Below are 20885 nucleotides of genomic sequence, written 5' to 3'. Positions count from 1 at the left end.
ATCGGCTCTTTTTGTTTCACTTGAGACCACGCTTTTTGATAGAATTTGCCGCCCTACTTTCTGTTCGAGATCGTCATGAACTATCAATGCCCTTTATGCCACCAAGCTCTAGCGTTAAACGAAAAAACGTTTAAGTGCGAAAACAATCATCAGTTTGACTTAGCAAAAGAAGGCTACGTTAACTTGATGCCAGCGCACCACAAACGTTCTAAAGATCCTGGTGACAATAAAGAGATGATGCAAGCTCGTCGTCGATTCCTTGAGGGGAATTACTACAACCCAATGCGCCAAGAGGTTGCGCAGCTGTGTGCGAAATACACAGAGGGAACCGATCATCAATTATTAGATATTGGTTGCGGCGAGGGTTACTACACGGATCAAGTGCAGAAGACGATACAAACGCAAACGGACGATGCGACGATATATGGATTGGACATTTCAAAAGTTGCGATTCGTTATGCGGCGAAGCGCTACACACAGAGTCACTTTAGCGTCGCTTCTAGCCATCGGCTTCCTTTCGCGAATGAATCCTTAGATGCTATTTTGCGCATTTATGCCCCTTGCAAGGCAGAAGAGCTTCAGCGCGTTGTAAAAGAGAACGGTGTGGTCATCACGGTGACACCTGCAAGCCGTCACTTATACCAACTACGTGAACGCATTTATCAAGATGTTCGTCTTCACAGTGAAGAGCCAGAACATATTGAAGGATATGAATTAGAGCATCAACAACATCTTAACTATGTTATGAATTTGAAGGACGGGGCCGCATTCGATTTATTGCAAATGACGCCATTCGCATGGAAAGCAACCGATGCACTTCGTGAAGAGTTGAAGTCCGCTACACTCTATCAGTGTGAGGCTGATTTTATGCTGCGCGTATATCGCAAAAAGTCCACTCAGTAATAATAGTGGCAGACAACAAACGCAAATAGTTATCATTTATATTGATTCATTGTTCAGCCTCCATTAATATCATCCGGACATTTTTGGAGGCTTTTCAATGCGCTTTTCTATTTTAAGCTTGCTCTTTGCTGGCTTACTTACTGGTTGTTCTTCTGTTCCATCAACCAACTCTCACCCTACCTCTGCGGAAGTCACTACTTTTTACGACTACCAACTTTACACCCCTTCTGGCGAGCACATCGCTCTAAGCGAACTACCAAAAGAGCTGCAACAAGCAGATGTCATTCTTATTGGTGAATGGCACACACATGCCGGCGTTCATCGCTTTCAAACCGATATGCTCAAACAACTTTCATCCTATGACCGCCCACTCGCGTTATCAATGGAACAATTTACCCGCGACAAACAACCTGTTGTTGACGCTTACCTGCGTGGGGAAATCGGTGAACAGTACTTGATGAAACAAGCCAATGCTTGGCCCAATTATGAGAGCGACTATCGCCCTCTCGTTGAGTTTGCTAAGCAGAAAAATCTCCCGGTGATTGCAGCGAATGCACCAAAGGGCATTGTCCGATGTATTGGTCGTCAGGGGATAGACTACGTTAACAAGCTCGATGATGAGCAGCGAACGTTTATTGCAGAATCCATCAACACGGCCAGTAGTCCATACAAAGAGAAGTTTATGGCATCCATGCATCATGGGAAGCCAGAACAAACCGAGAAACAGTTTGCAGCTCAAGTAAGTTGGGATGAAACCATGGCAGAGTCTATTGTTAACTACCTAAACGCCAAACCAGGTGCTCAGGTTGTTCATGTCGCGGGTAAGTTTCATACCGAGCAAGGGTTAGGTACGGCTACATCCATCTTAAGCCGCAATCCGAGCTTAAAAGTGGTTGTAATTAGCCCAACAGATAATGTGCTTGCTGATAATACTGATTATCAGTTAGAGGTTCTTGCACCACCAGTACGGTATGTACAAGATGCTCACCGCATGGCGGCATATCAACACCTCACTAAGCGCAATAGCGACCTTCAATGTAAGTAGCTGGTCTTCAATTTAAGTTACTGCCTTTTAGTTGCGCTGTAGCATCACACTGCTCCGAGTTCATAGAGTGACAACGGTCTGCTTCCTGCTGGTCTATTTTTTGCTAATGATCACGAATAGAAACCAGAAGCGGCAAAAGCAGACCTGTTTTTATCCAAATAGCTTCAGAAATAGACTTTGCCGCCGATAGTAATATAACTGCTTTTTACCGCACTCAGTGACCGAGTGTCGATGTTCCAAGGAGTATTCGATGAATCCAGTAGGAAGCACTTCTGTTAATAACTATGCCAAACAATCTGTCGCCTCTAAGCAAACAAGTATTGCACAAGAGGAAGGCAACGCTTCGCCGCTAAAAGTCGAACACAATAAGGTGACACTGTCTACGGAAGGCAAAGCGCTCCTCGCCGCTCTGCAGCAAATCGAACACGACAGTAAGAAAGTAGAAGCAGAAGATAAATCTGTTGGTGAAAAAGTGGAGTCCTTCACACATGGCGCACTTGGCATGGATCACCCTGACAAAATCGAGGAAGAAGAAGACGGCTCATACTCTGCGGGTCAATACCTTTCTGCAGCCCTCACTGTCGGTGGCATCATATTAGCGTTGGTCTAATAATCGTTACGACAATAAATCCTATTTGAATAAATCACTAACTGCAGCCCATAATTTGATACGTCAAAGAACGATATGTCGTAAACGTAGGTTATATACTCCTCAATTCGACCGCTCTTATGACCTTAGAACGCATACTCGTTTATTGCTCCCTAAACTAGGTTTCTTGTGAAGGCACTGAATGGATAACTTTAGTCCATGCTTTCAACTCCTAAGCGTAATCCAAGCCCACGTTTGTGGGCTTTCTTCTTTCTAAATTCACAAACGTTAGAGGTTGATTCACTTTTTCTACAAACCCAAGCAAAGACGACAATTTAGTTAAACTTTTATTACCGACACAAAATCGTCATAAATCATTGTTTTAATGCCAGCGCTTTCAATGAACAAGGAAAATATAATGAAGCGCTTAGTATCTCCAATCGTTACCGCAGTGGCAGCATCAACCCTCTCTTTTAATGCACTCTCGGCCGAAATCAAAAACGTTATTTTGATGATCGGCGATGGCATGGGGCCTCAACAAGTTGGTCTACTAGAGACTTACGCCAAACACGCACCTAACTCGATTTACAAAGGCGAAACTACCGCTTTGTATAAACTCGCTCAAGAAGGTGTGATTGGATCATCACTGACCAATCCAGAAGACGCGATTGTCGTCGACTCTGCGTGCTCCGCAACGATGCTAGCAACAGGAATACCTACCGCTTCTGAAGTCATTGGCATTGATAGCCAAGGCAACCACGTTGAAACCATTTTGGAAAAAGCCAAAAGCAAAGGTAAGGCTACGGGTCTCGTCTCTGATACACGTATGACTCATGCAACGCCAGCCGCATTTGCCGCTCATCAACCACACCGTTCTCTAGAAAACAGTATTGCGGCGGACATGCTAGAAACTGGCGTTGACGTGATGATGTCTGGCGGACTTCGTCATTGGATTCCAAAGTCGACAAACGACAAGGGAGAGACATACGAGCAACTTGAAAAGCTCACTGAAGGTAATGTCTACCTAAAGTCGAAACGTAAAGATGAGCGCAACTTACTTACTGAGGCGCAAGACCAAGGTTACAACCTGGCTTTCAGCCGCGATATGCTCACACAAGCTAAAGGTGACAAATTACTTGGACTTTTTGCTTACTCGGGCATGAACGATGGTATTGCCTACAGTCAAAGCAAAAACGATCCAAAACGTACGCAGCCATCGCTGGAAGAAATGACCACCAAAGCAATCGACATCCTTTCAAAAGACAAAGACGGCTTTTTCTTAATGGTTGAAGGCGGTCAAATTGACTGGGCTGGCCACAGTAACGATGCGGGTACGATGCTGCATGAAATGATCAAGTTCGACGAAGCGGTAGACTCGGTTTATGAGTGGGCAAAAGGCCGTGATGACACACTGATCATTGTTACCGCTGACCACGAGACCGGTTCTTTCGGCTTTAGTTACTCATCAGCAAACTTGCCTAAACCGCAAAAACGCGATGGCGAAGCATTCAAAAATCAAGATTACGCGCCAAACTTCAACTTTGGTCAGTTCGAAATCCTCGATGGTTTATACAACCAGAAGAAAAGCTACTACGGTATGATCAGCGAATTCCAAGCGCTTGATAAGAAAGATCAAACTCCAGAGAAGTTTGCAGAAATTGTGAATGCAAATAGTCATTTTTCGATTACACCAGAGCAAGCAGAACGCGTATTAGCAAGTAAACCAAATCCATACCGACTCGCAGGACACAAATACTTAAGCGAAGAGAGCGTTCCTACAATCAATGACTTTGATGCGTTCTTTCCTTACAACGACCGTGGCAACTTGCTAGCGCGTGAACATGCAACAAAGCAAAACACAGTATGGGGAACGGGTACTCATACGCATACCCCAGTCAACGTATTTGCTTGGGGACCGGCAGAAACTATCCTTCCAGTATCAAAAATCATGCACCACTCTCAGTTAGGCGAGTACTTAAAACAACAAATCAAATAATCGGCTTGCACTTACTTCACGACTCGTGATGTTCAAACGCTCTCGTAAGGGAGCGTTTTTTTATACATGAAAATAGTTGACGTTTTAAACAACAAACCTCAATAATTATAGGTCTTTGATTATATGAATGAAGAAAATGTGCGAAATATTTGCTAAGCAGCCCCAAGACAACTATCAGTTCATCACCCGCTCTATCCGTATTGATGGTCACGCCACAAGTGTAAAACTTGAAGCGAGCTTTTGGACGATTCTTGAGGAAATTGCTAACGCTCAAAACATGACTGTTCCTAAGTTTATTAGTACGGTCTATCAAGAAGCGCTCGAATACAATGGTGAAGTAAACAACTTTGCCTCCCTACTCCGCTGCGCCTGTCTCACTTACGCTCTCCAGCCTAAAGAGACGATTCGTCAAGCACTGACACAACTAAACACTTAATAACAACCAACCGCTGACCAACCTACCAATAACCCTCATAGGCTATGCAACAGAGTTGTAAGCCATTGAGCATGTTCTAATTTGTCGTACTAGAGTACTACCCAGACTCCTTTTGAACTCGCTAACCTATGCGGACTATCAAGGAGTACCCATGACAAAAATGATTCACACCATGATCCGAGTCAGCGATCTGGACCGTTCTCTACAATTTTACCGCGACGTACTTGAGCTAGAAATCAAAGACCAATACATCTTTGATGGTTTTTCTCTGACCTATCTAGCCAACGAAGAAACTGGCTTTGAATTAGAGCTAACACACAATCACGATCAAACTGAGCCTTACACTCACGGCTCAGGCTACGGTCACCTTGCTGTCAGCGTAGAGGACATCGAACAAACTCACAAACGCATTAAATCTCTCGGTATTGAAGCGGGTGACATCAAAGCTTTTGATCACCAACAAAAGCATTTGGCAACGTTCTTTTTTGTGACTGATCCTGATGGTTACAAAATTGAGTTCTTACAACGCCAAGGGCGTTACCTATAACAAAAAGAGTAAACATCATGATTCACTTGACTGCTACCTTTCACGCACAACCGGGAAAAGAACAAGAACTGAAAGCAGTGCTCACCCGAGTACTTGAACCCACTCGCAATGAGGAAGGTTGTGTTCGTTATCAGTTATTCCAAGATAAAGACAATGCGTGCCACTTCGTTTTTCAAGAGCAATTTAAAGACCAACAAGCGTTCGATCTTCATGGTAAAACAGAACACTTTTCTCTTTTGATTAGCCAAATCGACAACTTGTTAGAATGCGAACCGAAACTGGCGTTCTTTAACGAACTGTAAAAACACCGCTTAATGCAAATAAAAAGGCACTCTTTACTAGAGTGCCTTTTCGTACTGTTGTGGCTGTGATTACGCGTCTTGCTTCTCTACCATGTGCAAATGCACATCTTGTTGTGGGAAAGGAATCGAAATGCCTTCTCGGTCAAAGCGCAGTTTCACTTCTTTTGTCACATCCCAATACACGTCCCAATAATCATCAGTTTTTACCCAAGGACGAACAATAAAGTCTACAGATGATGTGTTTAACGTATGCACTTTGATCATCGGCTCTGGTGTACGAAGTACTGCAGGGTGAGAAGTAATGATATCAGACAGCACTGACTCGGCTTTCAGCAAGTCATCCGCATAGCCAATGCCAAACACCATATCCACACGGCGAATGCGCTCGTGTGTGACGTTCTTAATGACATCTCCCCAAATTTTACTGTTAGGTACAATAATAATTTGGTTATCAAACGTACGGATTGTGGTGTTCACCAAACTCATATGGCTTACCTTACCATCCACGCCACCAGCATACACAAAGTCACCAACATCAAATGGGCGGTAAATAAGCAACATCATACCCGCCGCGAAGTTGGACAAGGTGTCTTGCAAAGCGAAGCCGATAATCACACCAGCAATACCAAAACCAGTTAGGATCGGTGCTAGGTTCAATCCAAGCTGAGATAGGCCCACCATGATACCAATCACCCACACGAATTTGCCGGACATTGATATAAAGAAATCCTGCATCAAGTGTGAGAGCTTTAAGTTTTTCGATGAAACCGCCTTGCTGACCACTTTGCGCGTTAACTTCGCGAGCCCACGAGCGATCAATAAAATCAGCGCAAATACAAACAACTGGAAAATGTGCTGTGGTGCATTTTCGGCAAACCAGTCTAGTGCCGAGTTGGACCAATGGCTCAGTATTGACCACACTACTTTGGTATTCAGTAAATCGTGGGTGATATTCCCTGTCACTTCGAAAATTTGGCGTTTGTATTCGGACGTTTCTAAACCGACTTTATCGCCAATCGAAATTAAATTGCGTAGGCTTTCCGTCGCAATATTAAGTCTTTGCTTAGTAATAAGCTGACTTAGCTGCAGTGACGCTTTTTCCGATTCAGGGCTTGACGAAAGTTGAGAGCCGATGATTTCACTTTGCTGGCTCAAGTACTCAATTGAGGCAGACAGCAAACGCATACGTTTATCAACTTTATCCTTTAGTTCCGCTTCTGCGCGCTCATTTTGAGCCCCTAACTCTTTCAGCCAAGCAAGGTTTTGCCAACTTGAATCGAAGCTGACATCGAGGTAATGCTGTAACTCTCGGTAATCATTAACAAGAGCAAGTTTCTCTTCATCCTTGGCTTTATTTAAATCTTCAACGACTTTCTTTATTTTTTCCGACAGATAGTTTGTGGCGTCCTCAGAGTATTTTTCCTGCTTTTTAACCAAGGAGATCAATTTGTCACGAGGGATAGTTTCACGTTCAATCGCTGATGCTAACTGACTTCTTAACTCTTCATTTTTTTGGAACAGCTGCAGTTGAAGCGCGTCGCGCTCATCACCACTCGCTTGCGAGAGACCTTGGGATAAATCCACAATTTCTCGATTCAAGTTATCAATAGAAGTTTCGGCAGCAGAGGGCTCTGGCGTATCCTGAATATCTTTCGCATTGATGACCATCGGGGCCATCATACCGAGGATGAGCGAGAATAATGCCACCCAAGATGTCAGGCGTATTTTCTGGGGGAAATGAAACGTCATGTTTACCTCTTAGGGAACAGTTCTGATCAAAACGACCAAGAATAGAAGTGTAAAACCTTGAAATTATATACCTAAGTTTACAACACTAAATAATAAACTGAGCAGCATTTCGTTAGTTGGGCGTCAAAGTTGAGAAACCCAATAACAAACAAGCCTTTCATTATTAGATGAAAGGCTTGTGTAAATTTAACTACGGGCGATTGGGGTGATTCAGAATGTGGTCTTCCCAATCCACCACATCAATCTCGTATACCACTTTATTGCGGACACTTTCGCCCGCCGCGTGCATCGCAGATTTCGAGCCCGTAATCAACGGATGCCATTCTGGTAAAGGCTGCTTTTCAGCCAACAGGCGGTAAGCGCACGTATGCGGCAGCCAAGTAAAATCGTCGATGTCTTCGCGCGTCAGCTTGGTGCACTCTTCACCCGAAGTAAAACGATTTGGGTAATCCTTACAAGAACACGTTTTGCTATTTAGCCAGCTACAGGCCACATTGGTGTAATAGATTTCATCGGTATCTTCGTCCATTAGCTTATGCAGGCAACATTTACCACAACCATCACAGAGAGATTCCCATTCCTCTTCTGTCATCTGCTCTAACGATTTACTTTGCCAAAATGGAGTGCTCATACTTCAGGTCTCACCAAGGGAATTTAGGGGGCGATTTATACCCCTCTCGACGCAAAAGTTCAAGTTTTGAGAAGATCTCGAATCATTCACACATAACAGTAGAGATATTCAACTACTTTCGCTTTACTGTTCTATCCTTAAACGAGTTTCCATTACTCAATTGATCAAGAAGGCATTAAGGAGTTTTCATGGGTATTATTTCTTGGATTATTTTGGGCTTAATCGCCGGTGCACTCGCAAAATGGCTCATGCCAGGAAAAGATGGGGGTGGCTGGATTGCAACAATGCTACTCGGTATTGCCGGTGCCTTTGTCGGCGGCTTTCTTGGCGGTATTCTGGGTTTCGGCGGGGCAACTGGCGTAAACATCGGCAGCATCATTACCGCAACGCTGGGCGCATTTATTCTGCTGTTTGTTTACAACCGCTTCTTGAGATGATCACAACGGTTTAGAAGCCAAAAGGAGCACTCTATTGAGTGCTCCTTTTTATTTTTTTCTTAGGCGACTCTTCCAATCCACGTCAAAATGACCATAATTGCCCCTCAATTTTTAAGAGGTTTACATTATGGATTGTCGACTAGGATGCGGAGCTTGCTGTATTGCGCCAAGTATCTCTTCACCGATACCTGGAATGCCCAAGGGCAAACCAGCAGGTGTTCGTTGCGTACAACTCAACGATGATAATTTGTGTAAGCTGTTTGGTAAGCCTGAGCGCCCTAACGTTTGTCACGATTTTAAACCGTGTCCGGTTGTGTGTGGCAAAACCAACCAAGAAGCGCTCGACAACATCACTGAGCTAGAGCAACTTACTTAATCTATTCAGAGCCCCCGTTTAGTCGTTACCAAGCTCTCGTAAGTACAAGTAGATGGTATCGCGCGAAATGCCAAGATGGTTTGCAACCATTAAAACAGCATCTTTGTATTTAAAAATGCCTAAGCCGTGCAGTCGCGTCACCAGTTCACGGTTACGTTTAGAAGGCGCAATGGCTTCATTTTCCCACACTTCTGTTTGCACGGTTTCTATCGTACTGATGATGGTTTCATCGATATTACGCGCAAACGTTTCTGGTGATCGAGCGCCACCAACACAACACTCGGTGTGTTGCTGAGGCAGCATTGCCTTTAAAAACGCCAGCATCGGTGCATCCATATCTACGTTGATACACAGCAAACCAATCGGTTTGTTTTTTGGATTTCTGACAATGGTCGTAATGGAGTGCAAGGTCTTTCCGTTCGACGTTTTCGTCAGGTACGAATCAGAAACGTCCTTGCCCTCTCTTAACTTCATTCTCGCTAAGTTGGTAATTGGGGCACCTTCACTGCGTTCCGTCACGTGCCCATTTGCGATTTTGATGATTTCCGGCGCTTCGGCATCTAAGCTGTGGAGAACCACTTCAGTGTGTTCACCATACATACGTGCAATGCCATCCACGACGTTTTTCATAGAGTTCAAAATATCGAGATCACTCTTGGTGAGTTTCTTTAGTAGCAATGTTACTTCCCTTAGCAAAAACTGGAGGTTAGGCCGACATAATATCGATAATAGATTTGTCAGTATACGGCATACCGAAACGAACCATTGAGCCAACATTTCTTATCGTTTGCTCAACTTCTTCGCCTACTATACCTTGATTCTTAACACTGTGGTTACCCATCGCCATCAAATATGAGCGCACCGCCGTTGTCGACGAAGTACACACTTTCATCGCACAAGAGGACTTCGCACCATCGCACACCATACCTGAACTGTCGCTGATGACGTTTTGAATGGCGTAGCATGATTGCTCGAATGTACCACCAGCTAAATACACCAGCGCCATAGAAGCTGCCGCACTGGTAACAGTGTTGCCACAAAATGCGGATAACGGTGGGTAATAAGATTTGATGTAAATAGCCCCTAAATGACTCATGATCAATGCGCGAGCCAGCTGTTCTTCGTCGTTTTGGAATACTTCTGCGGCAACTACAACTGGCATTGTGGCAGCGATACCTTGGTTACCACTGCCGAAATTGCTCATGGCTGGCAACGTCGCCCCTCCCATGCGAGCATCAGACGCCGCGGATGTCATCATCTGTATGCGACTCATTAAGTCATTGCCCAATAAGCCTTGCTCGATGTTGCCTTTTAGCGTGCGTCCAATTTCTAGGCCATAGCCTCGGTCGATACCCTCTTGAGCGAGCAAGGTATTAAGCTCTGCTGCTTGGAGAATGAATTTGATCTCTTCAAAAGGCGCTTGAGTGGCAAACTCATAGATTTGTTTGATCGAAATATCCACACCTTCACAAACGGAAGCGGTCGCAACGCGTTGCTGTGATGGGGCATCAAAAATCACGTCGCCATTACGCATGATCTGAAGAATGTTGGTGTGACCGCCACTGATCGTGACCGAAACAACATCGTCACCAGAGGTGAGCGTTACGTTGCAATAAATGAATTCTTGCGTATCCATACGCGCTATGGTTACTCGCTCTTCATCTATCAATTGTTGCGCAGCAGCGACATCCTGCTCATTAATCCGAGCCAACACTTCCAGTTCTGCTGTTGGGTCACCGGCTAATGCACCAACTGAGGCGGCAATTTTGAGGCCTATCTTGCCCGTTCCGGGTACGAAAACACCCATCGAGTTTTTAAATAGGTTGTCTGAAACACGCACCTCTATCGCATCAATATCGGATGCGCCCAACTCTTTTCTAGCAACTGCTGCCGCGTACGCAGCAGCAATGGGTTCTGTACATCCTAATGCAGGTTTCACGACTTGCTTAATGATTTGGATATATTGTGTCCATTGCTGGTTCATGCTCTGTTCTCCGTATTACTTTTTATGAGCAATCGCTTCGACTTCAATTAACACGCCAAGAGGTAAATCTTTCACTGCGAAGCAACTGCGTGCTGGACAATCTTGTTGGAAAAACTCTGCGTAGACCTTGTTAAACTCGGCAAAGTCATTAATATTCGATAGGTAACACGTTGTTTTTAAAACAGTATCGATACTGCCACCACCAGCCTCTAAAACGTGCTTCAAGTTAGTAAGAGATTGATGACTTTGTGCACTGATGCCGCCTTCAACGACTTTTCCTGTTGCCTTATCAACGGGTAATTGGCCAGAAGTAAAAATCAAATCGCCATAGCTAGTGCCATGTGAATAAGGTCCGATAGCAGCAGGCGCGTGTTCAGATGAAATCAATTTTTTCATTTTTAAATCCTCACATAAATTTTATTTTTTATTAAGAAGTTTCTAATTCAACTTCCGTATTAGCGTTATTTTTTCAATTAAATATGAACCAAACAACTAGATCAGATCACAAAATTCGTTAAAAACTCCAATTTATTTGAACTTCTTCGCCAAGATCTCAAATTTATCTGAATTTTCCACAAAAAAATTGGTGATATACATTTTCTCAATTAAATTTGAGAAAAATTCATACTAACAAGAGAAACAATAAAATGAGCGTGACAGCACCTACACAAACCTTACCTATCGGTAAAGAGCCACCGCACGTAAAAGCAGGCATGGCCCTAGACGAGTGGAAAGCCGCGATCAAGTTTGATAGCACAGACTGGGGATGGGTGATCATGAGTATCGGCATGGCAATCGGTGCCGGTATTGTCTTTTTACCAGTAAAAGTAGGCGTATTGGGCCTTTGGGTATTCTTGGCCTCTGCCGTGATCGGCTACCCTGCAATGTACTTATTCCAACGCCTTTTCATCAACACTCTCTCAAGTTCACCAAAGTGCCAAGATTACGCTGGCGTCATTTCCGGCTACCTTGGTAACAAATGGGGGGCGTTATTAGGTGTGCTCTACTTCATCATGTTGGTGATTTGGGTCTTTGTTTACTCAACAGCTATCAACAATGACTCGGCATCTTTCCTACATAGTTTTGGCATCACGGAAGATTTATTGTCTGAAAACCCGCTATATGGTCTGGCTTTAGTGTGCGCGCTGGTCGCTATTGCATCTCGTGGTGAAAAGATTTTGTTTAAGGTCAGTACTGGTCTTGTACTGATTAAACTTTGTACCGTTGCATTACTTGGCGTCATGATGATCGAGAAATGGGATGTAGCGAATGTCGGTGCAATTCCAGAAACAGGCGCTGGTTTGAAAGATGCAATTGAGCTACTGCCGTTTACTCTAACGTCTATTCTCTTCATTCAAAGCTTGAGCCCAATGGTGATCTCATACCGCTCAAAAGAAAAATCGATTGAGGTTGCTCGCTTTAAAGCCATGCGCGCAATGAAAACTGCTTTCGGTATCTTGTTTGTGACGGTCTTCTTCTACGCGATTTCCTTTACGCTTGCGATGTCACATGAACAAGCGGTTAAAGCAGCAGAAGAGAACATCTCTGCTCTTGCGATGGTTGCGCAAGGCATGGACGGCACGACGCTAAAACTAATGAGTTTGATGCTGAATATTTTCTCAGTAATGACTGCGTTTTTTGGCGTGTACTTAGGTTTCCGCGATTCTTGCCAAGGTCTAGCGATGCTGGCTCTAAAAAAGGTCATGCCTGAAGATAAGATCAATAAAGACTTAGTCACCAAGGGAATCATTCTCTTTGCGATTCTCATGGCGTGGGGTGCAATTGTATTGAATCTACCAGTTCTGAGCTTCACATCAGTATGTAGCCCTATCTTTGGTTTGATTGGCTGTTTGATTCCAGCTTACCTTGTTTACCAAGTGCCTTCTTTACACAAATACAAAGGCGCGTCGCTTTACTTGATTATTGCGACTGGTATTTTGTTGTGCGTATCACCTTTCGTCGCATTTAGCTAAAACCTACTTTGCCTTGGCTGTTACTCAGGTAGTGATGGCCAAGGCAACCTTAAGATTCAACCTCTCCTCTCCCTGCTTTTCTCTCATCCTTGAGAACTCTTGCCACATACCGTCCTATTTGCAGTCTTTACGCGATCTCCCTCACACTTAATTGACAATTCTCGACTATGTTCAGCGGGTCATTTAAGTAGAAATTAGGAAATAACATGAACAAGTATTTGGCAGAGGCTTTTGGTACGTTCTGGCTAGTATTGGGCGGCTGCGGTAGCGCAGTGTTGGCTGCAGGTTTCCCAGACGTGGGTATTGGTCTGCTGGGCGTTGCTCTGGCCTTTGGTTTAACCGTTTTAACCATGGCATTTGCAATCGGTCATATTTCAGGTTGTCACTTGAACCCGGCAGTGACGGTTGGTCTTTGGGCTGGCGGTCGTTTTGAGACAAAAGACGTTGCGCCTTACATCATCGCACAAGTGATCGGCGGGCTGATCGCTGGTGGCATTCTTTATGTCATCGCGACAGGACAAGCTGGATTCGATGTTGTGGGTTCTGGTTTTGCCGCCAATGGTTATGGTGAACACTCGCCGGGTCAGTACTCCATGCTCGCTGCGCTAGTTTCTGAAGTTATAATGACGATGATGTTCCTTATCGTAATCATGGGGGCGACAGACAAACGTGCACCTCAAGGTTTTGCACCTATAGCGATTGGTTTGTGTCTGACTCTTATTCACCTGATCAGCATTCCTGTGACAAACACCTCAGTAAACCCGGCTCGTAGTACAGCAGTCGCAATGTATGTGGGTGACTGGGCAGTTTCTCAATTATGGCTGTTCTGGGTTGCGCCTATTTTGGGTGGTGTACTTGGTGCAGTCATCTACAAAAACCTTCTTGGTAAAGAATCGAACGATTAATCGTTCCCAACTCACAAGATCAAAAAAGCCGCTGAATTCAGCGGCTTTTTATTAAATTCTGTGTCGACCTAACAGCGAGTGTGACAACGTCGTGCCATCAACAAGCTCAAGTTCTCCACCGACAGGCACACCATGCGCGATGCGGCTGGCATCAACTTGGTGTTCTTTACATAGCTCTGCGATGTAATGTGCAGTGGCTTCGCCTTCAACCGTCGGGTTTGTTGCCAAAATCACTTCGGCTATATCACCGCGACGTAAGCGGTAATCCAGCACATCCAGCCCAATATCACTTGGACCAATACCGTCTAGTGGTGACAAATGTCCCATAAGAACAAAGTATCGACCAGAATACTGGCCCGTTGCTTCGACTGCAGCAATGTCTGCCGGGCTTTCTACCACACAAATTTGACCATTTTCTTGGCGTTTTGGGTTGGTACAAATATGACAGACTTCTTCTTCGGTGAAGGTTCGACACTCAGTACAATGACCGATTTCTGTCATTGCCTGGCTAAGCGCATCTGCAAGTTGCAAACCGCCTTTTCTATCGCGCTGTAACAAATGAAAGGCCATACGCTGCGCCGACTTGGGGCCAACCCCAGGTAGACAACGTAAGGCCTCCATCAATTGCTCCAGCATATGACTGGTACGCATTAAAAGTCCGCTTAATTAAATATCAGCAGATTAGAATGGCATTTTCATACCTGGTGGTAGTTGCATACCGCCAGTTACAGAAGCCATTTTCTCTTTTTGAGTTTCTTCAACACGACGGGCCGCATCGTTGAACGCCGCAGCGATCAAATCTTCAAGCATTTCTTTGTCGTCTTCCATCAAACTTTCATCGATGTCAACACGACGTACGCTGTGACTACCAGTGATAGTAACTTTAACTAGGCCAGCACCAGACTCGCCAGTTACTTCCATATTCGCGATTTCTTCTTGAAGCTTTTGCATGCGATCTTGCATTTGCTGGGCTTGCTTCATTAGGTTGCCCATACCGCCTTTACCAAACATGTTTATCTCTCTGGTTTAATGAGGTGTTGCATCAATTAATGGGGTTATACCTTTGGGTTTTCAACCCCATTCCATTCGATTATTAGATAGGGCGCACACTATCTTTATCAAGCTCTGCAGCAAAACGACGTTCAATAAATTGAACATTTGGATCGTTTTCTAAACTATTCAGAGCTTGCTGTAATTTCTCTTGATAGAGCCTATCTCTAAGTTCAAGTGGTGTTTCCCCACTCTCCCCTATTTCGATGCTCATGTGGCACTCTTCACCTAACACGGTATTAAGTGCTTTAAGCAATTCGGCTTGAGCTCTATCAGTATTCAAATGAGCTTGGCTGCTTCTCAATAGTAACGAAACGGTTGTTCCTTCCTTACTATAATGAGAGTTTAGCGCAAGTTGCTCTACCAGCTTAGGGATCTCCATTAAGCTGATTAGCTTCGCCCATTCATTATGTTCTAACGATTCATCGATGAGCTTTTGTGCCATTTCAGGCGTTTTCTCATGCTCAAGTGCCTGCTTGAGCTGCGTAGGTGTCAGTTTTGTATTCACTTTTGTCTCAACAGGCTTGCTTGGACGCCAGCGATACGCTTCCTCAACTTGTGGCTCCGTCGACTTCGGAGCTGAGTTTGGCGACACCTGCGCGGAATTGCCATGCAATTGCGCTACTCGGTCGATAACCGATTCTGGTTGTGCAGATGCCGCTTTAGGCTTTTTTGAGCCACCATTTTGAGGAGTGTTCTGTTGTAGGCCTTGACGCTGAGAACGTAATTGGTGACGTAAACCGCTTAGACCACCGCGCGCCGGTGTTGAAACGCTCTCTTGCACTTGTTGAGGTGGCGTTTCATGCTGCGGCGCTGGGTTTTCGCTCATCGGCGGCGCCATATCATACTGTGGCGGAACCGTCTCATATCCACTCGCGTGATACTCAGGTTGTGAATTGGATGAAGGTTGAGGCGCCACTTGTGGTGTGCTTTGCGCTGGACTCGGCTGCTGAGTTCGAGGAGCAGCTACTGTCTGAGCTGGTGCAGTCTTTGGCTGACTGGCACTTTGAGCTGGGGCTGAAGCTGGTTCGCAGTTACTAGAAACAACATTTGCCCCACTGTTATTTGATGGGCGGAACGCCATCATACGCAGCACAATCATTTCCAGACCGACTCGCCCATTTGGCGAGAGAGTCAAATCTTCACGACCTTTCAATGCAATTTGGTAGTAAAGCTGAACGTCTTGCGGACTTAGTGCTTTACTCAACAACTCTATTTTTTCTGCATCTGGCTGCGCTCGGTCTAGCGACGCTGGCAGCGCTTGATACATCGCAATTCGATGAAGCTGTGTTGCGACTTGCTGCAACAAACCATCCCACTCAACACCATTTGCTGCTAATTGCTGGATTTTATCCATGGCTTGTTGAGGTTGCTTGCTGCTGATTGACTCCAGTAAGTGAATCGCTTGGTCGGTATCAATCGTCCCCAACATGTGGCTGACAATATCGGTTTGCACCGCACCGTTACCTAACGCAATTGCTTGATCGGTCAAGCTGAGAGCATCACGCATACTGCCATCTGCAGCATGTGAAATCATACCCAGTGCTTTTGGTTCTGCCGATACTTGCTCTTGACCCAAAATGTAGTCAAGTTGCTGATGAATATCATCAACGCTGATCGGTTTGAGATGGAACTGTAGACAACGCGACAATATAGTAACAGGCAGCTTTTGTGGATCGGTTGTCGCGAGTAAGAACTTCACATACTCTGGCGGCTCTTCCAGGGTTTTCAACAACGCATTGAAAGAGTGACGCGATAGCATGTGTACCTCATCGATGAGGTACACTTTAAAACGTCCACGAGCAGGTTTGTATTGAACGTTGTCTAACAGTTCGCGAGTGTCTTCAACTTTAGTACGTGATGCCGCATCGATTTCAAGAAGATCGACAAAGCGACCTTCATCAATTTCACGACAAGTATCGCACTTACCACAAGGTGTCGCGGTAATACCGGTTTCGCAGTTCAAGCCTTTGGCAAACAACCTACCGATACTCGTTTTACCCACACCACGAGTCCCGCTGAACAGATAAGCATGGTGTAAACGGTTTTGCGCCAGTGCGTTTTCCAACGCCGTCAGGACATGTTTTTGTCCGACAACTTGGTCAAACTGATTAGGACGCCATTTTCGCGCTAAAGCTAAATAACTCATTGAATGTATTAATGTCCTTCAAAATCGCAAATGCTGTATACGTTTAGACCTAGTGCTTCTAAACGTTTATCACCACCGATTTCTGGTAGGTTGATAACGAACGCAGCGTGCTCAACTTCACCGCCCAGTTGGCGAATCAGCTTAGTCGTCGCTTCAATAGTGCCGCCCGTTGCCAATAAATCGTCGACAACCAGTACTTTGTCGCCTTCAACGATGGCATCTGTATGGATTTCTAGTGTATCAACGCCGTATTCAAGCTCATAAGATTGAGCAACAGTAGGACGTGGTAGCTTGCCTGGTTTACGTACTGGTACAAAACCAACACCTAGCTCAAGCGCTAAAGGCGCACCAAATAAAAAGCCACGAGCTTCCGTACCCACAACCTTGGTAAAGCCCATATCTTTGTAACGTTCAACAAGTAAGTTGATCGTCGCTTGGTATGCTTTTGCGTCTTCAAGAAGGCTCGTCACATCACGAAATAGAATGCCTGGCTTTGGGTAGTCTTGGATGCTTTTGATGCTAGATTTGATCAGTGAAATTGTTTCTGTAGTCATAATACCGATTTACTTAGATTGGCTCATCGCCCTCTCTAATCGCAGTATCACGAGGGCAACGAACAATAGGTTTTCACCACTATGTGCTTATTTTCGTAAGAGTCACAGGCGCTGAAAATACAAACGCCCACTCGAAGAGCGGGCACACTATTCTCTACAATCTTAGTGATTTTCTTCTCTGTCAGCAACCAACTCAATCACAGGCAGACGCATAAACCAGCCGAGTAAAACGATTAGCATCACTAAAAGACCAATTTTCACCCAAACAAGGGGAACAACAACGATTGAAACCATGAAACTAAGTGCAATAAAAATGGCGCCACGCTGTTTTACTTTTGAAGTAACAGCCCGGTGCTTATGCCAATTATCGAGAATCGGTCCAAACGTTTTGTGGTTATGTAGCCAATGATGAAATGCGGGGCTACCACGCATAAAACATGCACTAGCAAGTAGAATGAAAGGAGTGGTGGGTAAAAGCGGAAGGGCTATGCCAGCAATGCCGAGCACAATACAGAGTCCACCAACGGTATTGAAAAAGTAACGCTTAATACGAATGGTGAACTCCGGTACAAAATAGCTAGATTAAAAGCCTGCGTAACCATTCATTACACGAAGCCAGGTTAACGTTGCAGGTAGTGTTGGAATTAAAAGTACTGCAATGAAACCTAAAAAGTAAAAAATATTATAAGGCTCTTTAAAATCTTTGTCTGCCATGATGTATCTTCTCACTAGTTGACTTTGCTTCTCCCAAGGCACAGCGTTAAATTATCGTTGCACAAATGGGTCATTATTGTTTTAGGCGTTGACTATACCTTAAACAGCCAAATCTAAACACCAGCAAAAAGTAAGGTTATTGTTCGAGCATTTGTTGTTTTTTGTGGTTCTAAAAAGACAATAAGCAGCGCCAAGACGCTGCTTATTGTGTTATGAAGTCAGAATTATACCAGTCGTGATTTCCGGGCAATATTTAAGCTAAAACTTGAAGAACCTAAACAACCAATGGATAACTGACCAGCAACACCTAGCGGTAAATCTCGGGTTATGAAGTTTTTCATACTTCCTGCCCCTAAACAGTTACCTGCCGCGATATGTTGATTAGTATTTCCGTCAGACCAATGACTATCTAAACCCGCAGGCAGGATAGAAACGGAGGACGAAGCCAGATCGGCAACACCAAATACAGCATTAACCGCACCAGCGCACTCTGAACACTCGATTCCTTTTTCAATGATCCCTACCATATCCTTCAGATCAGCACTGAAACTCTTCAAATTACGCAGGTAATCGTCAAACAAAGCCCTAACAAGCAATGTCGTCGCGACACCATCATTACTCTGGGAAGCAGAGTCAACGAGATAGAACGCAAATTGCCCGTTCATTAACCAACGATAATCAAACACCAGTGGCATAACGTCCGTCGATTGCAATAAACGGTATGAGCAGCGCCAATCACCTTGAGAAGCATCTTTCTCTGGCAATAGAGCATGCAGTAAATCTCTTGCAGCACTCGGGTTCTGCTGCAAATACTCTAGATGCCAGTGAAGCTCTTGCTCATCTGGGATTTCGCCACCGTCATCGACTCGGAACCACTGACTTGAAAAGTCTCGCTGTTCGGAGAAATGGCTATCGGTATCTTCGAGCGTATTGTCTATCGCCTGAGATAGGTGCTCATAATTACCTATCGGTTTAGGAAGAAAATCTTTAATACCAAATCGCAACGCTTTCGCGACATCGGACATTTCATCCGTGCCGGATACCACGATAAGCGGCAAGTATGGATATTCAAGACTGACTTCTTCGACGAATTCAATGCCATCTAATACCGGCATCGATAAATCACACAAGATAAGATCGGGTTGGCATTCCCTGAGTTGTTGAAGCGCCTCTAGGCCGTTTTCAGCTTCTACTACTTTAAAACCCTGACTTTCTAAATAAGCATTGGTTACTTTACGAAATATTGGATCATCATCTACCAACATAATTAGTTTTTGATTAACCACTTCCTGTGCCGAGACCATTGCCGTTTGACTGTGAGTCTTAAACATACCTTTACACCTCACAAAGCTAAGTCAAAAAACAGATTTATTATTAAGTCATTATTTTTGTTGTGTTTACATCCGGCGAAACGTTGCGCAGCAAGACTTGAGGCCGTTCCGCCTTGTTATAAAACGTAGCTTGAAAACGGCGTTTATACAAATATTACGGGGTATAACAGTATTTACTCAAACAGGGTTGCTGTGTTCAAATGATGCAACATGTTGACTTAAAGCAAGCTTTGATCACAAAGTTAATTATAAATTAGCCGTAATCGGTAATTTAATGTGTCTGGAAATATGAAATTAGATGACTTAAACCTGTTTCGACTGGTTGTCGAAAATGGGAGCTACACCGCAACTTCGCGAAAAACCATGATCCCGGTTGCGACCATCACCCGACGCATTCAAGCGCTAGAAGACTCTGTCAATCTTCGACTATTGAACCGTCACGCTCGCAAACTCTCGCTTACAGAAGCCGGGGAACGTTTTTACCATGAGTGCTCCCCTTTGCTACAAAGGCTAACCACGGCAGCAGAGGAAATCACTGACGACTGCCGAGGAGCATCAGGCAAGATTAAGATATCGGCGCCTTATAACTTAACTAAGCGCATGATGATGCCGATGTTCAACAGCTTTATGAAGCAGTATCCGGACATCAATATCGAACTAACGACAGAAAATAATGCAGACAAGCTTGACCCTACTGAATGGGATGTCATTTTTCGAGTGGGGCCCCAACGTGATTCTAGCCTGATCGCACGCAAGATTGGCGAAGTGAAGGATATTCTTGTCGCAAGTCCTGACTACCTTGCCTCGAATCCGGCACCAAACCACGCAGAAGAGCTCTCTAACCATTCATTGCTAAAAGGCTACCCTCTTATCAAGTGGACCTTAATTAATAGCAAAGGCGAGTCTGTCGTAAACGTTGATCGTGGTCGCTTTCAGGCGAATGCACTAAATGTAGTACGCAGTGCTTGTTCCGAAGGTTTAGGCATCACGCTAATGCCAGATGTCATGATCAAAGAATACATCGAAAGCGGCGATTTGGTACGCATACTGCCAGATTGGAGTGCAAACCCGCGCGACATTTATATGCTTTACAACCACAAAGATCACCTGCCAGAGAAAGTTCGTCTCTTTATCGACTTTGTGATCGCTTACAACATTCACTAATTCGATAGCGAATACAAAAAACCAGAGCCGGAGCTCTGGTTTTTTTACGC

The 20885-nt window shown here is 44.6% G+C and carries 24 protein-coding genes; 12 read left to right on the top strand and 12 right to left on the bottom strand.

The genetic code is table 11. The features are described from left to right. Positions 1 to 75: 75 nt before the first annotated feature. The 7 genes from rlmA to D8S93_RS02520 all read left to right on the top strand — a co-directional run bounded on the left by rlmA (position 76) and on the right by D8S93_RS02520 (position 5818). Complete coding sequence (gene rlmA / locus D8S93_RS02555; protein WP_152811831.1) at positions 76 to 903, top strand: 23S rRNA (guanine(745)-N(1))-methyltransferase; 828 nt, start codon at positions 76 to 78, stop codon at positions 901 to 903. 97 nt (positions 904 to 1000) lie between these two features. After that, entirely contained in the window at positions 1001 to 1948 is a 948-nt protein-coding gene (locus tag D8S93_RS02550; protein ID WP_152811829.1) for a ChaN family lipoprotein, read from the top strand. Between the two features lie 250 nt (positions 1949 to 2198). After that, positions 2199 to 2558 (top strand): hypothetical protein, encoded by a 360-nt coding sequence (locus D8S93_RS02545; RefSeq protein ID WP_152811827.1) that lies wholly within the window; start codon positions 2199 to 2201, stop codon positions 2556 to 2558. Between the two features lie 397 nt (positions 2559 to 2955). Next, the gene (locus D8S93_RS02535; protein ID WP_152811825.1) at positions 2956 to 4533 is read left to right on the top strand and encodes an alkaline phosphatase; all 1578 of its coding nucleotides are present in this window, start codon (positions 2956 to 2958) and stop codon (positions 4531 to 4533) included. Between the two features lie 136 nt (positions 4534 to 4669). Next, positions 4670 to 4969 carry a ribbon-helix-helix domain-containing protein gene (locus D8S93_RS02530; RefSeq protein WP_152812084.1) on the top strand — a complete coding sequence of 100 codons (300 nt, stop codon included), beginning with the start codon at positions 4670 to 4672 and terminating at the stop codon, positions 4967 to 4969. Positions 4970 to 5120: 151 nt separating this feature from the next. Next, positions 5121 to 5516 carry a VOC family protein gene (locus D8S93_RS02525; RefSeq protein WP_005397245.1) on the top strand — a complete coding sequence of 132 codons (396 nt, stop codon included), beginning with the start codon at positions 5121 to 5123 and terminating at the stop codon, positions 5514 to 5516. Between the two features lie 17 nt (positions 5517 to 5533). After that, positions 5534 to 5818 carry a putative quinol monooxygenase gene (locus tag D8S93_RS02520; protein ID WP_053808794.1) on the top strand — a complete coding sequence of 95 codons (285 nt, stop codon included), beginning with the start codon at positions 5534 to 5536 and terminating at the stop codon, positions 5816 to 5818. A gap of 69 nt (positions 5819 to 5887) precedes the next feature. On the opposite strand, the gene D8S93_RS02515 is transcribed toward D8S93_RS02520, so the two are convergent. Both D8S93_RS02515 and D8S93_RS02510 read right to left on the bottom strand, forming a co-directional pair. Continuing rightward, positions 5888 to 7486, bottom strand: coding sequence for a mechanosensitive ion channel family protein (locus D8S93_RS02515; RefSeq protein ID WP_005397241.1), 1599 nt, complete (start codon positions 7484 to 7486; stop codon positions 5888 to 5890). Positions 7487 to 7757: 271 nt separating this feature from the next. Further along, positions 7758 to 8198: a YcgN family cysteine cluster protein gene (locus tag D8S93_RS02510; RefSeq protein WP_005384948.1), complete on the bottom strand. Its 441-nt coding sequence runs from the start codon at positions 8196 to 8198 to the stop codon at positions 7758 to 7760. Positions 8199 to 8386: 188 nt separating this feature from the next. On the opposite strand from D8S93_RS02510, the gene D8S93_RS02505 reads away from it, so the two are divergent. Continuing rightward, positions 8387 to 8635, top strand: coding sequence for a GlsB/YeaQ/YmgE family stress response membrane protein (locus D8S93_RS02505; RefSeq protein WP_005397239.1), 249 nt, complete (start codon positions 8387 to 8389; stop codon positions 8633 to 8635). 127 nt (positions 8636 to 8762) lie between these two features. Further along, on the top strand, positions 8763 to 9011 hold the full coding sequence (locus tag D8S93_RS02500) for a YkgJ family cysteine cluster protein (RefSeq protein ID WP_025574470.1): 249 nt from the start codon (positions 8763 to 8765) through the stop codon (positions 9009 to 9011). An 18-nt stretch (positions 9012 to 9029) separates the two neighbouring features. Here D8S93_RS02500 and D8S93_RS02495 read toward each other — a convergent pair whose 3' ends face one another. From D8S93_RS02495 to D8S93_RS02485, 3 genes are read right to left on the bottom strand one after another with little or no spacing between them, the layout of a single operon-like run. Then, complete coding sequence (locus D8S93_RS02495; protein ID WP_193621563.1) at positions 9030 to 9689, bottom strand: transcriptional regulator; 660 nt, start codon at positions 9687 to 9689, stop codon at positions 9030 to 9032. A gap of 28 nt (positions 9690 to 9717) precedes the next feature. Beyond that, complete coding sequence (locus tag D8S93_RS02490) at positions 9718 to 10995, bottom strand: serine dehydratase subunit alpha family protein (RefSeq protein WP_152811819.1); 1278 nt, start codon at positions 10993 to 10995, stop codon at positions 9718 to 9720. Positions 10996 to 11010: 15 nt separating this feature from the next. Next, a complete protein-coding gene (locus D8S93_RS02485) occupies positions 11011 to 11391 on the bottom strand; it encodes a RidA family protein (protein WP_005397224.1) in 381 nt (126 codons plus the stop codon). Between the two features lie 317 nt (positions 11392 to 11708). Here D8S93_RS02485 and D8S93_RS02480 point away from each other — a divergent pair, with 317 nt between their 5' ends. Next, entirely contained in the window at positions 11709 to 12968 is a 1260-nt protein-coding gene (locus D8S93_RS02480) for an aromatic amino acid transport family protein (RefSeq protein ID WP_193621568.1), read from the top strand. Positions 12969 to 13174: 206 nt separating this feature from the next. Further along, positions 13175 to 13873: an aquaporin Z gene (aqpZ, locus tag D8S93_RS02475; protein WP_005397220.1), complete on the top strand. Its 699-nt coding sequence runs from the start codon at positions 13175 to 13177 to the stop codon at positions 13871 to 13873. Positions 13874 to 13924: 51 nt separating this feature from the next. Here the strand turns inward: aqpZ and recR are convergent, their stop codons facing one another. The 7 genes from recR to D8S93_RS02440 form a co-directional block, all read right to left on the bottom strand. Further along, positions 13925 to 14524, bottom strand: coding sequence for a recombination mediator RecR (recR, locus tag D8S93_RS02470; protein ID WP_031780610.1), 600 nt, complete (start codon positions 14522 to 14524; stop codon positions 13925 to 13927). Positions 14525 to 14554: 30 nt separating this feature from the next. After that, on the bottom strand, positions 14555 to 14884 hold the full coding sequence (locus D8S93_RS02465) for a YbaB/EbfC family nucleoid-associated protein (RefSeq protein WP_005380618.1): 330 nt from the start codon (positions 14882 to 14884) through the stop codon (positions 14555 to 14557). An 82-nt stretch (positions 14885 to 14966) separates the two neighbouring features. Continuing rightward, positions 14967 to 17072, bottom strand: coding sequence for a DNA polymerase III subunit gamma/tau (dnaX, locus tag D8S93_RS02460; RefSeq protein WP_152811815.1), 2106 nt, complete (start codon positions 17070 to 17072; stop codon positions 14967 to 14969). Between the two features lie 8 nt (positions 17073 to 17080). After that, positions 17081 to 17626, bottom strand: coding sequence for an adenine phosphoribosyltransferase (gene apt / locus D8S93_RS02455; RefSeq protein WP_005380615.1), 546 nt, complete (start codon positions 17624 to 17626; stop codon positions 17081 to 17083). 162 nt (positions 17627 to 17788) lie between these two features. Then, a complete protein-coding gene (locus D8S93_RS02450) occupies positions 17789 to 18175 on the bottom strand; it encodes a YbaN family protein (protein WP_371131105.1) in 387 nt (128 codons plus the stop codon). A gap of 33 nt (positions 18176 to 18208) precedes the next feature. Then, entirely contained in the window at positions 18209 to 18340 is a 132-nt protein-coding gene (locus D8S93_RS25265) for a hypothetical protein (RefSeq protein WP_005380608.1), read from the bottom strand. 224 nt (positions 18341 to 18564) lie between these two features. Then, positions 18565 to 19671, bottom strand: a complete 1107-nt coding sequence (locus D8S93_RS02440; RefSeq protein ID WP_005397213.1) for a response regulator — start codon at positions 19669 to 19671, stop codon at positions 18565 to 18567. Between the two features lie 288 nt (positions 19672 to 19959). Here D8S93_RS02440 and D8S93_RS02435 point away from each other — a divergent pair, with 288 nt between their 5' ends. Continuing rightward, entirely contained in the window at positions 19960 to 20835 is an 876-nt protein-coding gene (locus D8S93_RS02435) for a LysR family transcriptional regulator (protein ID WP_005397211.1), read from the top strand. The last annotated feature ends 50 nt before the right edge of the window (positions 20836 to 20885 follow it).

It is taken from the genome of Vibrio sp. VGrn 2 (genome assembly GCF_009361695.1).
GTDB classification, from domain to species: Bacteria; Pseudomonadota; Gammaproteobacteria; order Enterobacterales; family Vibrionaceae; genus Vibrio; species Vibrio diabolicus.
This window is presented reverse-complemented; position numbering and strand designations above follow the sequence as displayed.

What these genes read in the sequence shown, in the direction of transcription:
- rlmA (WP_152811831.1), top strand. Translation starts at nt 76, where the DNA reads ATGAACTATCAATGCCCTTTATGCCACCAAGCTCTAGCGTTAAACGAA.
- D8S93_RS02550 (WP_152811829.1), top strand. Translation starts at nt 1,001, where the DNA reads ATGCGCTTTTCTATTTTAAGCTTGCTCTTTGCTGGCTTACTTACTGGT.
- D8S93_RS02545 (WP_152811827.1), top strand. Translation starts at nt 2,199, where the DNA reads ATGAATCCAGTAGGAAGCACTTCTGTTAATAACTATGCCAAACAATCT.
- D8S93_RS02535 (WP_152811825.1), top strand. Translation starts at nt 2,956, where the DNA reads ATGAAGCGCTTAGTATCTCCAATCGTTACCGCAGTGGCAGCATCAACC.
- D8S93_RS02530 (WP_152812084.1), top strand. Translation starts at nt 4,670, where the DNA reads ATGTGCGAAATATTTGCTAAGCAGCCCCAAGACAACTATCAGTTCATC.
- D8S93_RS02525 (WP_005397245.1), top strand. Translation starts at nt 5,121, where the DNA reads ATGACAAAAATGATTCACACCATGATCCGAGTCAGCGATCTGGACCGT.
- D8S93_RS02520 (WP_053808794.1), top strand. Translation starts at nt 5,534, where the DNA reads ATGATTCACTTGACTGCTACCTTTCACGCACAACCGGGAAAAGAACAA.
- D8S93_RS02515 (WP_005397241.1), bottom strand. Translation starts at nt 7,486, where the DNA reads ATGGTCATCAATGCGAAAGATATTCAGGATACGCCAGAGCCCTCTGCT.
- D8S93_RS02510 (WP_005384948.1), bottom strand. Translation starts at nt 8,198, where the DNA reads ATGAGCACTCCATTTTGGCAAAGTAAATCGTTAGAGCAGATGACAGAA.
- D8S93_RS02505 (WP_005397239.1), top strand. Translation starts at nt 8,387, where the DNA reads ATGGGTATTATTTCTTGGATTATTTTGGGCTTAATCGCCGGTGCACTC.
- D8S93_RS02500 (WP_025574470.1), top strand. Translation starts at nt 8,763, where the DNA reads ATGGATTGTCGACTAGGATGCGGAGCTTGCTGTATTGCGCCAAGTATC.
- D8S93_RS02490 (WP_152811819.1), bottom strand. Translation starts at nt 10,995, where the DNA reads ATGAACCAGCAATGGACACAATATATCCAAATCATTAAGCAAGTCGTG.
- D8S93_RS02485 (WP_005397224.1), bottom strand. Translation starts at nt 11,391, where the DNA reads ATGAAAAAATTGATTTCATCTGAACACGCGCCTGCTGCTATCGGACCT.
- D8S93_RS02480 (WP_193621568.1), top strand. Translation starts at nt 11,709, where the DNA reads ATGGCCCTAGACGAGTGGAAAGCCGCGATCAAGTTTGATAGCACAGAC.
- aqpZ (WP_005397220.1), top strand. Translation starts at nt 13,175, where the DNA reads ATGAACAAGTATTTGGCAGAGGCTTTTGGTACGTTCTGGCTAGTATTG.
- recR (WP_031780610.1), bottom strand. Translation starts at nt 14,524, where the DNA reads ATGCGTACCAGTCATATGCTGGAGCAATTGATGGAGGCCTTACGTTGT.
- D8S93_RS02465 (WP_005380618.1), bottom strand. Translation starts at nt 14,884, where the DNA reads ATGTTTGGTAAAGGCGGTATGGGCAACCTAATGAAGCAAGCCCAGCAA.
- dnaX (WP_152811815.1), bottom strand. Translation starts at nt 17,072, where the DNA reads ATGAGTTATTTAGCTTTAGCGCGAAAATGGCGTCCTAATCAGTTTGAC.
- apt (WP_005380615.1), bottom strand. Translation starts at nt 17,626, where the DNA reads ATGACTACAGAAACAATTTCACTGATCAAATCTAGCATCAAAAGCATC.
- D8S93_RS25265 (WP_005380608.1), bottom strand. Translation starts at nt 18,340, where the DNA reads ATGGCAGACAAAGATTTTAAAGAGCCTTATAATATTTTTTACTTTTTA.
- D8S93_RS02440 (WP_005397213.1), bottom strand. Translation starts at nt 19,671, where the DNA reads ATGTTTAAGACTCACAGTCAAACGGCAATGGTCTCGGCACAGGAAGTG.
- D8S93_RS02435 (WP_005397211.1), top strand. Translation starts at nt 19,960, where the DNA reads ATGAAATTAGATGACTTAAACCTGTTTCGACTGGTTGTCGAAAATGGG.